The organism is Psychrosphaera sp. F3M07 (genome assembly GCF_018860345.1).
GTDB classification, from domain to species: Bacteria; Pseudomonadota; Gammaproteobacteria; order Enterobacterales; family Alteromonadaceae; genus Psychrosphaera; species Psychrosphaera aquimarina.
On sequence record NZ_JAHKPJ010000021.1, the window covers coordinates 561,076 to 576,123 of the forward strand.

General features: G+C 38.0%; 14 protein-coding genes and 1 other RNA gene. 6 read left to right on the top strand and 9 right to left on the bottom strand.

From position 1 onward, the window contains the following. Positions 1-2 precede the first annotated feature (2 nt). From KO505_RS13080 to KO505_RS13090, 3 genes are all read right to left on the bottom strand, one after another. Complete coding sequence (locus KO505_RS13080) at positions 3-662, bottom strand: ChrR family anti-sigma-E factor (RefSeq protein WP_216055888.1); 660 nt, start codon at positions 660-662, stop codon at positions 3-5. After that, positions 659-1,282, bottom strand: coding sequence for a sigma-70 family RNA polymerase sigma factor (locus tag KO505_RS13085; protein ID WP_252731785.1), 624 nt, complete (start codon positions 1,280-1,282; stop codon positions 659-661). The genes KO505_RS13080 and KO505_RS13085 overlap by 4 nt, the downstream gene beginning before the upstream one ends. A gap of 207 nt (positions 1,283-1,489) precedes the next feature. Further along, positions 1,490-1,762 carry an HU family DNA-binding protein gene (locus tag KO505_RS13090; protein WP_216055889.1) on the bottom strand — a complete coding sequence of 91 codons (273 nt, stop codon included), beginning with the start codon at positions 1,760-1,762 and terminating at the stop codon, positions 1,490-1,492. Between the two features lie 355 nt (positions 1,763-2,117). On the opposite strand from KO505_RS13090, the gene ssrA reads away from it, so the two are divergent. The 3 genes from ssrA to KO505_RS13105 all read left to right on the top strand — a co-directional run bounded on the left by ssrA (position 2,118) and on the right by KO505_RS13105 (position 3,754). Then, positions 2,118-2,486: a transfer-messenger RNA gene (gene ssrA, locus KO505_RS13095) on the top strand. A 607-nt stretch (positions 2,487-3,093) separates the two neighbouring features. Then, positions 3,094-3,363, top strand: a complete 270-nt coding sequence (locus tag KO505_RS13100) for a hypothetical protein (RefSeq protein WP_216055890.1) — start codon at positions 3,094-3,096, stop codon at positions 3,361-3,363. A 10-nt stretch (positions 3,364-3,373) separates the two neighbouring features. Continuing rightward, entirely contained in the window at positions 3,374-3,754 is a 381-nt protein-coding gene (locus KO505_RS13105) for a hypothetical protein (protein WP_216055891.1), read from the top strand. Positions 3,755-4,180: 426 nt separating this feature from the next. Here the strand turns inward: KO505_RS13105 and KO505_RS17585 are convergent, their stop codons facing one another. Continuing rightward, positions 4,181-4,336, bottom strand: coding sequence for a DUF4113 domain-containing protein (locus tag KO505_RS17585; RefSeq protein ID WP_216055892.1), 156 nt, complete (start codon positions 4,334-4,336; stop codon positions 4,181-4,183). Positions 4,337-4,600: 264 nt separating this feature from the next. Here KO505_RS17585 and KO505_RS13115 point away from each other — a divergent pair, with 264 nt between their 5' ends. Beyond that, the gene (locus tag KO505_RS13115) at positions 4,601-5,059 is read left to right on the top strand and encodes a hypothetical protein (protein WP_216055893.1); all 459 of its coding nucleotides are present in this window, start codon (positions 4,601-4,603) and stop codon (positions 5,057-5,059) included. A gap of 123 nt (positions 5,060-5,182) precedes the next feature. On the opposite strand, the gene KO505_RS13120 is transcribed toward KO505_RS13115, so the two are convergent. The 4 genes from KO505_RS13120 to KO505_RS13135 form a co-directional block, all read right to left on the bottom strand. Next, the gene (locus KO505_RS13120; RefSeq protein ID WP_216055894.1) at positions 5,183-8,395 is read right to left on the bottom strand and encodes a chondroitinase-B domain-containing protein; all 3,213 of its coding nucleotides are present in this window, start codon (positions 8,393-8,395) and stop codon (positions 5,183-5,185) included. Between the two features lie 372 nt (positions 8,396-8,767). After that, on the bottom strand, positions 8,768-9,847 hold the full coding sequence (locus KO505_RS13125) for an NADP-dependent oxidoreductase (protein ID WP_216055895.1): 1,080 nt from the start codon (positions 9,845-9,847) through the stop codon (positions 8,768-8,770). A gap of 13 nt (positions 9,848-9,860) precedes the next feature. Next, the gene (locus KO505_RS13130) at positions 9,861-11,018 is read right to left on the bottom strand and encodes an iron-containing alcohol dehydrogenase (protein ID WP_216055896.1); all 1,158 of its coding nucleotides are present in this window, start codon (positions 11,016-11,018) and stop codon (positions 9,861-9,863) included. Between the two features lie 87 nt (positions 11,019-11,105). After that, on the bottom strand, positions 11,106-11,792 hold the full coding sequence (locus KO505_RS13135) for a type 1 glutamine amidotransferase domain-containing protein (protein ID WP_216056009.1): 687 nt from the start codon (positions 11,790-11,792) through the stop codon (positions 11,106-11,108). Positions 11,793-11,966: 174 nt separating this feature from the next. Between KO505_RS13135 and KO505_RS13140 the strand changes: the two genes are divergently transcribed. Both KO505_RS13140 and KO505_RS13145 read left to right on the top strand, forming a co-directional pair. Then, positions 11,967-12,872 (top strand): LysR family transcriptional regulator, encoded by a 906-nt coding sequence (locus KO505_RS13140; protein ID WP_216055897.1) that lies wholly within the window; start codon positions 11,967-11,969, stop codon positions 12,870-12,872. A 141-nt stretch (positions 12,873-13,013) separates the two neighbouring features. Beyond that, positions 13,014-13,961, top strand: a complete 948-nt coding sequence (locus tag KO505_RS13145) for a tRNA-dihydrouridine synthase (protein ID WP_216055898.1) — start codon at positions 13,014-13,016, stop codon at positions 13,959-13,961. Positions 13,962-13,975: 14 nt separating this feature from the next. Here the strand turns inward: KO505_RS13145 and KO505_RS13150 are convergent, their stop codons facing one another. Then, on the bottom strand, positions 13,976-15,022 hold the full coding sequence (locus KO505_RS13150) for a rhodanese-like domain-containing protein (RefSeq protein WP_216055899.1): 1,047 nt from the start codon (positions 15,020-15,022) through the stop codon (positions 13,976-13,978). Positions 15,023-15,048: the final 26 nt, after the last annotated feature.

Sequence of the window (15,048 nt, forward strand, 5' to 3'; positions counted from 1 at the left end):
TCCTAATAAATGAATGAGCCAATTGGGTTTAATAATTTATTAATGCCTTGAGTGAAATGTAACGAGTCACTCACCACGGTGTAACATAAACAGCCTTGTTCAGACACAGGTTGATGTTGATGATTGCCATCTAAAACGATAAAGTCACCAGGAACATATTCGCCCATATCATCTTTAAAGTTACCTTCTAATAATAAGGTAATTTCATATCCGTTGTGGGTGTGTTCAGGAATACCACCGCCCGCTTCAATACGTAATAAGCTTGAATGTATATGACCTTCATCAAGTAAAATCCGAGAGCGACTCAACTTACCTATTTGAGCAGGTTTACCAAGCTCCATGTGTTTCATCACATTGGGTAATTTATAGGTAACGCCCCTGAACGTAACCGCTACTGGTTTATTATCTGGGATCACCTCAGGCTCAGGTTGTGTTTGAGTAATATCATTAATCAAAGCGTCAACATCAAAACCAAACTCAGCATCATCAACGTTGGTTTGAGAAAAACTTAACTTAGCTTCATGTTTGGTTAATTCAGCTATTTGTTCACTGCATTGTTTGCACATATCAGAATGTATTTTTATACCTGCAGAAATAGAAGCCGGTAACTCACCATTTACGTGTTGTATTAATAAATTTAGTTTAGGGTGGTGGTTAATCATTCTTTTTCTCCCAAATGTTCTTTCAGCTTACTTAACGCCAACCTCAACCTGGACTTTACCGTTCCTAGAGGTAAATCAAGGTGTTGTGCCAACTGCTCTTGAGACATTTCCATAAAATAATAAGCTTGAATTACTTCTTGCTGGTTTTTAGGTAATTTATCAATTACCGCTAGAATATTTTTCTGTTCTATATGGTCTGAGAAAGGTTCGTCTTCTATGGCTTGATCTTCTATCATAGGCCATATGTCTTCACTCAAATTATCTTCTTTATTGGATTGCAACTTACGCAGAATATCAAAGGTGACATTACGCATAATGGTAAACACCCAAGTAGTAGGTGCACCTTTTGTTGAATTAAATAAATGTGCTTTTTTCCACACATTGGTCATGGTTTCTTGCACAACTTCATTTGCCAAAGACTTGTCAAAAAGCTTCGACTGAGAAATATGCAAAATTTTAGGCGCGAAGAAATGAAATAACTGGGTAAATGCGGCTTTATCCCGAGAGGTTGCTACTGCGTCTAACCACAAGCAAATGTCCGTATGCTGAGTATCACTAGCCATAGAATTTATAACACTACCTGTAAATTTATTGGTTACATTTGATTGTACAACTTGCATATGACCTGTCCATTCTTTAACACATACAAATACATACGTTAATGAAAAAAAATAAGATCACATTTATTTTAAAATAGTTTAAACAATGCTGAAATGTTGATGAGGGGTATATTTAAGCTTAGTTGAAGAAAGTTAAGAAGTAATTATTAAGCCCAAATAAAAAACGCACCTAAAAAGGTGCGTTTATAATTCTTAAAGATAATCGGCTTAGTTACAAGCTTCTTTTAATCCTTTGCCTGCTTTAAATGCAGGAACTTTTGCCGCGGCGATTTGAATTGCAGCACCAGTCTGAGGGTTACGACCAGTACGAGCAGCTCGGTCATTCACTTTGAATGTACCAAAACCTACTAAAGAAACGTCACTACCGTCAGCTAATTCAGCTGTGATTGCTGCTGTTGTTGCGTTTAACGCTTTTTCAGCATCAGCTTTTGAAATGTCGGCACCTAACGAGATAGCTGCAATTAATTCACTTTTATTCATTTTTATTATTCCATTTATTTGAATTTGGAAAACGAAATGTAAACGCTTACCAAACAATAAGCAATACCCAAACGCCCATATATCCTAACTATTATCGATTTTTAGCCGAATTTATTGAATTTGGGTAAAATTCACCTGAAATTAAGATATCCAAACAAAACCTTAATCTCAAACAACCAAACAGATTCTAAACATATTTTGACAACAATCTAAACTTAAATTTTATTATACGCATGTTTTTTCAGCAGTCAGCCCGCTATATACTTCCCATCAGCGTTAAATGAGTTTATTATCTAACTGTTACATCTACGGACAATGTTCCGTTGAATAAAGGATTCTGCTAGAAAATATTTTCGGGGCTGATCTAGGATTCGACAGGATTGATGATACCGGATGGAGCACGTCGAGGGACGGTTTGCCTCGTAAAAAGCCGTAAAAAAATAGTCGCAAACGACGAAAACTACGCACTAGCAGCTTAATACCCTGCCAAGAGCTCTCTTGCCCTAGCTTCTGCTCGTAAGACGGGGAACAACAAGAGATCAAAACCCAAACGAACTAGTGGCGCGGCTCCCGCCTGAGAGGCAACCCACGAAATTTAATTCAGGATAGTCGATAAGTGGCGTGTCTGTTCGCAGCTTATTGGTGAATGTAAAAACTGACTAAACGTGTAGCGCCAAAGGATAAGCTTTTCTGGACGGGGGTTCGACTCCCCCCAGCTCCACCACATTAGGCTTTCAAAGCTAGATAAAACAAGTCAGCACCCTTATCTATGAGTAGATAAATTAAGGGTTCTGGCTTTTTTTATGCCCAATAACTTCCAACGAATACCAATAAGAACCAACAGGTTTTGTATCACCGTTTGTATCCTCTTCTGTTAACTCACGAAACGCGTATACACAAAACACGTCTGACCTATTTTTTATAAGGGTTGTAGAGCTTCGCTTTGTAATACGTGGCTATTCGGTTAGATGTAGTCTTAGAATGTATGTAGCGGTTGTAACTCATTTATGACCCAAAACGTGTTGTCGTAATTACTCTAAAGGTAGCTATGAGCGAAAAGCAGACAATGACCATTAAGACTTTAACGGCAGCAGGCAGTATTACTCTAGGTTTTCTGGCCATTTGCAGATATGGCTGAACAAAATCGTCAGGAGTACCTTCGTTTAAAAGAACGCTCGGGGTTAAATCTGAAATGTTGTTTTGTTGATGGAGGTCTTGCCAAACCCTATAAGAAAACCCTCCATCCCCTGAAGGTATGTAAGAATAACTCCCTTGTCTGTATCCATCAGGATAAGTATGATATGTACAAACTTTTATAGTTGGGCTAAATAATGAAATGTATAAATTGTAATTATCAATTGGGTTTATCTCCTTACTTTTCTAACAAAGACGATATGTGTTGCCCTGATTGTAAAAGCGCATATAAGTTAATATTCTCTTGGAAGAGACAATTAGTCGTTGCTTTAGTTTATTTAATAGTTTGGTTTTTATTTTTAAAAGATTTGACCGCGGCAATTGAATTAAATCCGTTAACGGTAGCTGCAGTTGCTGCTGGATTACTGTTCCCATTATCTTCTAAAATGACTATAAGTAAAGAATAGGAGTAAATGTATGACTCCCCGTTTTGATGAATATAATCTAGAAGAGTTACGTGAATCCTATGCCTCGTTGGATAAGGAAAGGTGGCCTGAACGTGAGGAAGTACTACGAAAGTTAATAAAAAAAAATGAATTAGAAGAAACACAAGTAAAGGAAAAACACTCTCACATAAAAAAATCGGACCTAAAGCCAGATTGGTTTGTCACTCTAATGTTAGGGATTTACCTTGCTATGAGTTTTTGGAATGGTGAAGCTGGTTATACTCGAGGAAGTCGAAAGGTAAATTATACGTTCGAAGACCAACCATTAGGATTTATTTTTTTAGTTTTAATCTTTTTAGCGTTATTGATATTCCAGATCAAATTACATTTTAAAAGTAAAAAGCCTAGGTAGGCTTTATGACCTTTGCTTTATAGACTTACTCATCCCTGAAAAACCGTTATCTCACACCATAGCGTATCTTACAGACAAATAGTGAGATAACTTATGAACGCTTTAACTTTAACCAAAACAACTAAACTATGTTCTTACACGCGCTATTCGGGTTCAGCGCAAATACGTTTAATTTAGAATTAGCTAATAACGTCTAAATATCACCAAGCGCGCCATCGTCCTAACTTATAAATGTCCAATAATGAGTTAGGAAATAGAATAAAACGGAACTGACTGAGCCAGTGGAAGTTGAACCCGGCAGTTAACTACTTACTTTAAAAGACTTTTTATTTTATCAAAGAAGCTTTGGTTACATACAGTGATACAGCTGGTGGTTATTCAGTCGGTTTTCATTTATTTAATTCAACATTACTAATAAATGAAAACCTAGCTTAACACCTTATTAAAGAATAATTTCCATCGTGTTGTGTATCTAGGGTTTAGGAACTCACACTTCTTTGTCCAATTTGTACTTTGTTGTTCACCCGCTAATTGTATTGTGCTTCGACCAAATAAGTTGTTAATGCTGTCCATATTTATCATAAGCTACTTATTAACTGCACTTTGTAAAAATAAGTCAGCTTGCATGTATTGTTCTGAAACTAAATCGATACACCGCTTAATTATAATGATTAGCTCACTTTATTAACCCTTAATATAAGAAGTTATCTTTCACCCTTTCCGTTTTATTAATTATCTATTTGCCAAAACTCAATATACTGAAATACCTTTAAAAAGACAGTTGACTGAATTTATATACAGTACTAGTATACAGTTAATCGTACAGTTGTTTTTTAGGGGGGTAATATGCGAAGAAATACAATTATGACATCTGTTATTTTTGCCGAAATATTTACTGCTATTTTACTTGGTGGCGTGCCTGCGTTAATAATTTTATATGTTACTGGGATACCATCTTTATTCTCTTTTCTTGAAAACATTATGCCGATACCTGAAGTGTTATATTACTTTTTAGGGCTCGCTGTGCTGCAGTTCCTTGTACGTTGTGCTAAACATTATTGGTTTAAACCAACTGACCAGATTGAAAATATTGTAACCACATTAGACTATTTATTATTTAAAGTTGGTGCTGCGCTAAAAGGAGTATATAGGACATTTTTTGGTGCTATGTTAGTAATTTTACCGCCTATCATTTTTGTGGATTTTTCTTTCAATTTATTGCTTGTAGGCTTTTTTGTTTTATTCTTCGCTTTAATGGCGTTAATTCAATGTTCTATTTACTCCACTTCTTTTGCAAAAAGATGACGCCAAATATTCAAAGTATTAATGACTCTCCTAATTCTTAAACTACTGCATTTATTGTCATAAACAAAAATGCCGCTCACATAGGTGGCGGCATTTTTAATTATCAGTTGTTAGTTTTTATACTTAATCATCTTCAGCAGCTAAAGACTCGGCCTCTGACAACGGGTGTGAGACTAACCTTATACTATCAAAAAAGGCTTTTGTACCTTGTTCTGGCGCGCCTTGATAACTCAAATCAAATTCATCAACTCGAATTTCTGAACCATCCGTTGATTTAAATTGAGCGAAAACAGTCAAGGTGGTGTTTGCACCTGAATTAAAGGTTAACGTATCTTGATAGAAACTATCGTCTCCTTTAGTGTTTCCTGCTGATTTAAGCGTTGAATAAACTGAGTTTTTACTAGCAAGTACGTTTGCTTCCACGGTTACATCGGTATCGGTTGCAACTCCGAATAGAATTGAGGAAGCATTACCATCACTCTTGTATAAATTATATATTGATAACTTGTATTCCGAATTAGGCTGTACGGAAACCGTCTGTGCGATATAAGGGTTATGAGGTGTTCCAGAGTCGTCACTATTATATTTAAACTTAATAGAGCCATCATTTCCGCCTGAGGAGTTACTCGAATCTTGAACTTGTCCGATACCAGTACCTTCAACCACTATCCAGTTTTCTTGCCCATCATCAAAGTCTGGGTTTAAGATAGTTGCGTTATTCGTCACTAAATCATCGACCGTTGCACGGAGCACAGCCGATGTGCCCTCTCCTGAATTAAAACTAACCGTGCTTAAGCCATAATTATTGGACGTTCTTTCTGCTGCATAATGTTCACCATTAACCGTAATGGTCAGTTTAGCGGCGCCTTTCATAAATGCGGATAAGGTATAGTTGGTGTGTGCATTGAGCGTGATCACTTGCGTTACCATAGCCTCGTTACTATCTAACATTAAACTATGCCCCCGTGAAAATACATCATCACCTGTTATGATGGTCGCTCCGGTGCTCCCTTCATTAGTCCATTCGGCTAAATCACCACTATCAAAGTCATGATTAGCGATAGATACTTTTTCAACATAAATCTTGCCTGGTGTTGGACGATAGTTTATGGGACCTACATCATCAGATGTTAGTGGAGCAAGCGTTACAGTATCACTTGAGATGTCATCTGCACCAGAGGTGGTTGCTGCTGAACGTATTTGTCCATCCATATCTATGGTTGGCAAAGTAAAAGCGCCTACATCGGTTGTTGAGTTTGCCGTTAAGTCTGGGCTGTTGGTACTAGGACGATATAAACCATCCGTGCCTATCCCTAACATTACATCAACAAATGTGAATCCAGTTGTGCTTCCTTCCGTTACATCATCGTTGTCTGAAAACGCCTGACCAAATATGTAATTACCAGCAAAGGTGGAGTTGGACGGCATATCTTCACCATTAGTGCGGATAACGGGGCCAATGGCATCTGCAATAATGTTATTTAAAAAGTAAATATTCTTTGGCGCTTCATCATTTTTACCGCCATATACATTTAAACTATTTACACTGTCGACTATGGTGTTATTAGCGACAAATACATTACTTACATTTTGATAACCATTTTCAGTATCGCCTGCATTATTACCTGAAGTTAAAACGATTCCTCCGTTCCAATTAGAGCTTGAATAACGTGCCCCTTGAACATAATTGTTTGTCACAATATGACCATCATCAACTAAGCGAATACCACCAGAAAATGGATTATCGTCACCAAAAACAAAGTTATTGCTGATGATAGCGTTAGCACCATGACGTGTAACTATCGAACCATTACTATTACGTACTGTGTTATGACGAATAATATTATTAGCCGACTTATTAGAAATAACTTCTGCCTCACCTTGAATACGCTCAAAGTAGTTATTTTCCAAGGTAGAATAGGATGGCGCGGAATGAGTTGTACTTAATCCCAAACGAACCCCTTCATATTCATTATCACTACTCCCTGCGTAAGCACGACCAAAAGCCGGTGGGCGATTCCCCAAATAATTATGATCTATTTGTGCCCTATCTTCGGCAAAACCTGAAGACTTGAATGTATCTTCATCTATCCATCGCGGTAATACCAACAGTGCCCCTGCTGATTCTTTTCCTGAGAACCAATTATGATCAATACGGTTGTATTGACCATAATATTCAATCCATTTTGAGCTGTCATATTCTCCGCCATCCATATCAATGATTGATACTTCCGTTACGCGACAATAACGACACTCAGTTTCTTTTTCCAACTTGATAATAGAACTACCCGATTCACCGTCTCTAAATACAAAACCTTGCAAGACAATGTGTTCTCCGCCCATACGAACGGATATTTCACCACCTTTAATAATCGCTTCACCTGAATGAGCTGCAGCAATTATAACGGGTTTATCCGCCGTGCCTATAGCTTCAATACGTAGCTCTAAATCACCGGTGTAAATCCCATCTGACAAACATAAAGTATCCCCTGCAACTAATTCTTCCGCGGCATCTTCCAAGCTTGAAATAGAACTTACTGTGCTAGTGCAATTAATGACTGGTACTGCATTGGTATAGCCATCGATATGATTCCCACCTTCTTCTGCACTAAAGCCATTTGAGCTACTGGTTGTTGTACCGGAAATGATGATCACCAGCTCTGTAGTTGTTCCATCTTGTGAAATGATTGTGATGGTATCTGTTAAATTAGAACCTATGTCTAAACTCAACACAGCGTCATTACTACTGTCTACTGTGTATGTCCACTCTCCGCGATTGTTGATATCGAACTTACCGTAGCTTGTTGACACATTTTCTTGTGACTGAATTGTGCTTTCACCTTCGTCAAGATCCGTAACCGTAATCTTGCCCATTAATTTATTTGTTGAGTCGTTATATACATTGGCTTTGAGGTCGCCAGAGAATGTTGCGGGTTGATTAACTTGGGGAGCAGAACCTGTAATAGTAATGACAATGTTGCTTTGAGTGCCATCGATTGAGGTTATCGTTATTGTGTCGGTTAATTGTTCCCCTGAATTTAAAGCAACTACGGCACTATTAGATGCATCTAATTCATAGGTCCATGCACCATCTTCCGTGATAGAGAATGTACCGTAAGTCGTGATTGTATTTGTTTGACTGACAATTCCATCTTCTCCTTCATCGGCATCACTGACCACTAAATGGTGATTGTTGGTCACCGTTTCAAGATTGTTTACAGCGGTATTCACTCCTGAAAAAACGGCAGGTGAATTTTCCTTTTCTGTTTTTATATCGTCACTACTGCAAGCACTAATTGCCAGAGTTAAGGCTAGTGTCATTAAATTTTTGTTCATTCTGCTGTGTCCTGTCGAATTGAGTTTTACTTTAAGTACCACCTAAGTCTCTGAGCGTTATATTTATTATTTACAGAATAGGGTTTCAGGCACTCAAGTTACCTGCATAACTTATATACAAAACTACGCAATTGGTAATCTACTTGTTATTACCAATACTTTCAACGAAGATACAATCAAATACCAAAAAGTAAATCATGGTATTACAAAATGGATAACCAATAATAAGTTGTGATTTAGAAAGAATAAATTGGGCTTTATAACAAACCGACAATAATTGCCGACACTCAACCTTCTTTTTTAATAAAAAAGGCACTCAATGAGTGCCTTTTGTGATGATTTAACATCTAGTTAAAACTTAGATATATTAACCTAGTCAGTTAAATTGGCTTCACCAACCTGAACCACTAATTTACCAAAGTTTTCACCTTTTAATAAACCAATGAAAGCTTCAGGTGAATTACCAAGTCCTTGAACTAAATGCTCTTTGTATTTAATTTGACCTGTTTGTAACCAGTTTGACATCGCGTCACTGAATTCACTGTAACGATGGCCATAATCATCAAAAACAATAAAGCCCTGCATTTTAATTCGTTTTACTAACAAACGTCCCATTAACGCGCCCATTCTATCTGGACCATCAGGCAATGATGTTGCATTATATTGTGAGATCAACCCACACAATGGCACTCTTGCTTTAGTGTTTAATAGTGGTAAAACCGCATCAAATACCGCACCACCAACGTTTTCGAAGTACACGTCAATGCCATTTGGGCAAGCTTGTTTTAATGCATCGTTTAAGTCGGCTGATTTATGGTCAATACATGCATCAAAACCCAGCTCTTTAACAGCGTAATCACATTTCTCAGCACCACCAGCAATGCCAACGACATGACAACCGTTTAATTTAGCAATCTGCCCAACTAAACTTCCCACCGCACCAGTTGCGGCAGCAACGACCACCGTTTCACCTTTTTGGGGCTGGCCAATGTCCATTAGTCCCATGTAAGCCGTTAAACCTGGCATACCTAAAATGCCTAACGCATAAGATTTTTGTGCGAGCTGCTCCGGAAGTTTTAATAAATCAACTCCGTCAGACACACAATAATCTTGCCAACCGCCAAATGCGACAACCCAATCACCTTGTTTGAAGTTATCGTTTAAAGTTTGCTCTACTCGACAAACCGATCCACCCACCATCACGCCATTAATCGCTACTGGGTCAGCATAAGACTCAGCATCGCTCATACGACCACGCATATATGGGTCTAATGACAAATAAACGGTTCTTAATAAAACTTGTCCTTCACTAATAGTAGGAATAACACTTTCTACTAATTTAAAATCAGATGGTTTTGGCTCACCATTAGGACGTGCTGCCAAAGTGATCTGTCTATTGATTAAACGGCTTTGTGTGTTTGTTTCTGATTTATTCATAACTGAAGTACTCATAAACTATCAACTCCTACAACGCTAGGTGATAAATTTCACGGCTAACATCTAATGTCACTTTTTGGTGTTCACCAAGCTGTGTCATTCCATGTGCTTCTAAACGATTAACTAAAGTATCAACTTTGGAAGCATCTACATCAACGTCAGATAAACGAGTTGGCACTTTCATCGCAACAAAAAATGCTTCTGTTTTAGCAATCGCTTGTTCAATTTTTTGTTCGTCTGATCCTGTCGTAATATTCCATACACGTTCAGCGTATTGAACTAACTTAGCGTGTTTATCAGCTTTACATACTTTCATCACAGCTGGTAGTACGATAGATAAGGTACGAGCGTGATCGATATTAAACTCTGCTGTCAATTCATGACCTAACATATGTGTCGTCCAATCTTGTGGTACACCCGTGCCAATAAGACCATTTAACGCCATAGTTGCGGCCCACATAATGTTAGCTCGAACTTCCAAATCTTTATTGAACTCAGGTTGTAATACTTTTTCACCTTCTTCAATCAAAGTAAGTAATAAACCTTCTGCAAAACGGTCTTGTACTTTGGCATTTACTGGATACGTTAAGTATTGTTCAATCGTATGTACAAACGCATCTACCACACCATTACTTACTTGGCGTTCAGATAAGGATAAAGTCACTTTAGGATCAAGTACCGCAAACTTAGGTCGAACAAATGGGTGCATAAACGCTAGTTTATTTCCGTCTTTAGTCACAACCGAACCAATATTAGATTCCGACCCCGTTGCTGGTAATGTTAGAACAACACCGATTGGTAGCGCTTTGTTAATTGGTGCTTGTTTCGACAGTATGTCCCAAGGTTCATCACCTTCAAAGAACGCTGCAGCGGCGATAAACTTCACACCATCTACGACAGAACCACCACCTACCGCTAAAATGTAATCAATGTCATTTTCTTTAATGATAGGTAATGCTTTTATTAACGTATCGTAATTTGGGTTAGGCTCTATACCTGAAAACTCAACAAAGGTATGATCTTTTAACGCTTCAACCACTTGATCATAAACACCATTACTTTTAATTGAACCACCACCATAAACAAATAAGACTTTAGCGTGCGCTGGTATTTCTTTACTGATGGCTGCAATTTTGTCTTCGCCAAAATGAATCTTGGTTGTATTTTTAAAACTAAAATTAAACATGTATTATCTTCCATTAAGGTGTGTATACACACCTTAGTTTTATTAAACTTGATTATTTAAATCGTTAGAACTCTATAACTTACTTAGTTACTCTGCTAACAAAGCAAGTAATTTTTGTGCTGCAAGTTCAGAGCTGGCAGGGTTTTGACCTGTAATTGCTAATCCATCTTGGATAACAAATGGGTGCCAGTCTGCTCCGCTTTGGTATAAAGCGTTACGTTTGACAATTTCATCTTCTAACATAAATGGTACAACTTCACGTAATTGCACTGCGTCTTCTTCACTATTACTGAAACCAGTAATCTCTTTGTTTTTAATGAACAATTCGCCGTTAGTATCTTTTACATTTAGTAATGCAGCCGTTGCATGACACACCGCCGAAACGGGTTTAAGTTGCGCGATAAAGTTTTGCAATAAGTTAATTGAATCTGCATTGTCGGTTAAGTCCCATAAAGGGCCGTGACCACCTGGGTAAAATACAGCATCAAAATCGTCTGCGTTTACTGCCGATAAAGTTTCTGTATTAGCAATTAACTGCTGCACTTCATTGTCAGCATCAAAACGTTTTGTTGCTGCCGTCTGAAAATCTTCTAATTCACTTTTAGGATCAACTGGAGGCTGTCCACCTAAAGGAGAAGCTAATGTAATTTGAGCGCCAGCATCCTTAAATATATAATATGGGGCAGCAAACTCTTCTACCCAAAAGCCAGTCTTTTCGCCTGTATCGCCTAAATCTGCATGTGATGTAAGAACCATTAATATTTTAAACGTCATCATTTTCTCTCTTTTAACTTAATTAATAAATGTTATTAATCTTAATTTGATGAGATAAGTATATAGACCAAACAAAAACTAACAATGCACAGTAATTTGATATCATTGTCAAAATTTTTGATACAATAAAAATAACAGATAATGGTTTTAATAAAACTAACGGTGTGATCAATTATGGATGTCTCTTTTGAACAGTTAAAAAGTATGGTGGTATTTGCTCAAGTGGTTGAGCAAGGCAGCTTGTCTGGTGCAGCAAAACACATAAACTTAAGTCGTGCCGTCGTCAGTTATCATATTAAAAAGTTAGAAACTCAGCTTGGTGTAACGTTATTAAACCGCTCTACTCGCACTATAGGCTTAACAGAAGCAGGTAGTGAGTATTATGAACGCTGCCGTATTATTGCCGAGCAAGCATTTGCAGCAAACCAGCAAATAGAAAACATCAAAAATGAACCTGAGGGGTTAATTAAAATAACCTGCCCAGTTAATGTGGGTTTACAAACGATTATACCCGCGTTAAATCAATTTAGAGGCTTATACCCCAAGATAGATTTAGACGTAATGTTAACCGACGAAGTTGTAAACATTATGCAGCAAGGGATTGATATTGCTATCCGTGGCGCACCTCTAGCCGACAGTGGGTTACAAGCGGTTAAATTGTCGGTGTTACCTATGTGTTTATGTGGTTCGCCGGAGTATTTTAACCAGCGAGGGCGGCCAAAAAAACCATCTGATTTAACCCAACATGACTGGATCATATACAAACTCACCTCAGGTAATATTGAATTAAAAAAAGGTGCTCGTTCTTACAGTGTGGCAACTAAAGGCAGTATAAGTACTAATAATGCCGCTGCCAGAACCGCATTTATTGAAGGTGGACATGGTATAGGACGAGTGCCAATTTACGATGCATGGCCAAAAATTAAAGCCGGTACGTTAGAACAAGTGATGAGTGATTACGAACTCAGTGATATCAATATTTTTGGTGTATTTTTACCCGGCGCGGCTAACACCAAAAAAGTAAGGTTGTTATTAGACTTTTTAAAAGACTATTTTGCTAAACAACAGGTGAAAGTATAACCCTTAAAAATAGGTTGATCCGGATCTGAATTAACCTTGATTTTAAATTATGAATAGAATGTTAAACCTGTATAATCCGCGCCTAATTTTAAAGCTCCTCTAGCATCATGGCACGAGGCAAAAACGAATGAGTACGTTTATATGAAAATTGTCCTTGCGCCAATGGAAGGAGTTATCGATCATTTAATGCGACATATGCTGACCACTATGGGTGGCATCGATTTATGCATGACAGAGTTTGTACGAATTGTTGATCAAAAGTTGCCTGACCGTGTTTATTATCGCCTCTGCCCAGAACTATTAAACTCAGATGGCTGTAAAACCCCTTCTGGTGTGCCTGTACGTATCCAATTACTTGGCCAAGATCCAAACTGGCTGGCAGAAAATGCCGTGGTAGCTACATCACTTGGTAGTCCTGGGATAGATTTAAACTTTGGTTGCCCAGCAAAGCTGGTTAATAAAAACAAAGGCGGCGCTATTTTATTAAAAGAGCCAGAGACTTTATTTAAAATACTTAAAGCAGTACGAGCTGCAGTACCTAGTCACCTCCCTGTTACGGCAAAAATGCGTTTGGGTTATGAGGATAAATCTCTAGCTATTGAAAATGCACAAGCTTTATCTGAAGGCGGTGCCAGTGAAATTGCTATTCATGCTCGTACTAAGTCAGACGGTTACAAACCACCTGCTTATTGGGATTGGATCAAACAAATTAAGCAGCACGTTGATACCCCGCTTATTGCCAATGGTGAAATTTGGAATCCAGATGATGCGGCCAATTGCCAAGCTCAATCTCAATGTGAAAATATTATGTTAGGTCGTGGGGCTTTGGCGGTTCCAAACTTAGCGGCATGGATCAAAGGTTTGTCTAGCAAACTCACGTGGCAAGAGTTACTTACGTTAATATTGGAATACTCAAAATATGAAATTGAGGGTGACAAAGGTTTGTATTATTCAAACCGAGTTAAACAGTGGTTTGTCTATATAAAACAACAATACCCTGAAGCTGAGCCGTTTTTCCGTGAAATAAGAGTGATCAAAAAAGCCGCTGACATGTATGACGCTATTAATCGACAACGGCTGGCTTGTTAAGGTAAATACAAGAGCTAAAAACTATAAGGTAAACTTTGATCCTGCCACGCCAACATACCACCTTTAATATTGGCGACATCTGTAAGCCCTGATTTCTTTAATATATCAACCGCTAGTGCTGAACGTCTACCAGAGCGACAGAAGGTCACTATTGGTTTATCAGTGGGAATAGTAGATAACTTTGTACTCACCTCTCCTAAAGGAATAGTAATCGCACCATTAATTTTAGTTTGAGCTACTTCTTCATTTTCACGAACATCAAGTATGGTAACTTTATCTAAATTAGTGGCCACCCAATAAGGTGATACTTGATATATACCACCATAACTTAATTCCATAGGGGCCCACGTTGGTTCTTGTGGCAATTTGTCTGGCTTACCACTGACTAAATTACCAGGTAAGGCAATATCAATATATTTAGGGTGCGGTAATGTCATGTTATCCATATAACCAATAAAGTCTTGTTTACTGGCGTTACCACCTAACCTTGCATTAAACAATTTTTCTTCGGCAACTGAAGTTGAACATCGACCGGAGTAATCGTGCCCAGGGTACAGTGAAAAGTCATTGGTTAAAGAAAATATTTGTTGATGGATAGAATCGAATAATTGACTGGCACTGCCTTGTTGGAAATCGCAACGTCCACAACCACGAATTAACAAAGCATCACCGGTAAACGCCATTTTTTGTGCATGGCAAACGTAAGTTAAACAACCGTCCGTATGACCAGGCGTTGCTCTAACTTGTAGCTCATATTGACCAAATTTAATAATGTCGCCATGTTCCAAAGCCACATCTGTGTATTCAGCGTTAATAACTTTAGCACTGGCTATCAAACTATTTATTTTATGTTTTAACAACCAACTTCCGGTTACATGATCGGCATGGCAATGAGTATCTAGTGAGTGAGTTAAGTTAAGACCTAGCTCTGTTATTAATGCAATGTCGCGATTGGACTGCTCAAACACAGGATCGATTATCACCGCATCTTTGCTAACTTCATCCGCCAATAAATAAGTAAACGTTGAAGACTTTGCATCAAATAATTGTCTAAAGATCATATTTTCACCAAAACGGTTAGTAAGTT

What these genes read in the sequence shown, in the direction of transcription:
- KO505_RS13080 (WP_216055888.1), bottom strand. Translation starts at nt 662, where the DNA reads ATGATTAACCACCACCCTAAACTAAATTTATTAATACAACACGTAAAT.
- KO505_RS13085 (WP_252731785.1), bottom strand. Translation starts at nt 1,282, where the DNA reads ATGCAAGTTGTACAATCAAATGTAACCAATAAATTTACAGGTAGTGTT.
- KO505_RS13090 (WP_216055889.1), bottom strand. Translation starts at nt 1,762, where the DNA reads ATGAATAAAAGTGAATTAATTGCAGCTATCTCGTTAGGTGCCGACATT.
- KO505_RS13100 (WP_216055890.1), top strand. Translation starts at nt 3,094, where the DNA reads ATGAAATGTATAAATTGTAATTATCAATTGGGTTTATCTCCTTACTTT.
- KO505_RS13105 (WP_216055891.1), top strand. Translation starts at nt 3,374, where the DNA reads ATGACTCCCCGTTTTGATGAATATAATCTAGAAGAGTTACGTGAATCC.
- KO505_RS17585 (WP_216055892.1), bottom strand. Translation starts at nt 4,336, where the DNA reads ATGATAAATATGGACAGCATTAACAACTTATTTGGTCGAAGCACAATA.
- KO505_RS13115 (WP_216055893.1), top strand. Translation starts at nt 4,601, where the DNA reads ATGCGAAGAAATACAATTATGACATCTGTTATTTTTGCCGAAATATTT.
- KO505_RS13120 (WP_216055894.1), bottom strand. Translation starts at nt 8,395, where the DNA reads ATGAACAAAAATTTAATGACACTAGCCTTAACTCTGGCAATTAGTGCT.
- KO505_RS13125 (WP_216055895.1), bottom strand. Translation starts at nt 9,847, where the DNA reads ATGAGTACTTCAGTTATGAATAAATCAGAAACAAACACACAAAGCCGT.
- KO505_RS13130 (WP_216055896.1), bottom strand. Translation starts at nt 11,018, where the DNA reads ATGTTTAATTTTAGTTTTAAAAATACAACCAAGATTCATTTTGGCGAA.
- KO505_RS13135 (WP_216056009.1), bottom strand. Translation starts at nt 11,792, where the DNA reads ATGACGTTTAAAATATTAATGGTTCTTACATCACATGCAGATTTAGGC.
- KO505_RS13140 (WP_216055897.1), top strand. Translation starts at nt 11,967, where the DNA reads ATGGATGTCTCTTTTGAACAGTTAAAAAGTATGGTGGTATTTGCTCAA.
- KO505_RS13145 (WP_216055898.1), top strand. Translation starts at nt 13,014, where the DNA reads ATGAAAATTGTCCTTGCGCCAATGGAAGGAGTTATCGATCATTTAATG.
- KO505_RS13150 (WP_216055899.1), bottom strand. Translation starts at nt 15,022, where the DNA reads ATGATCTTTAGACAATTATTTGATGCAAAGTCTTCAACGTTTACTTAT.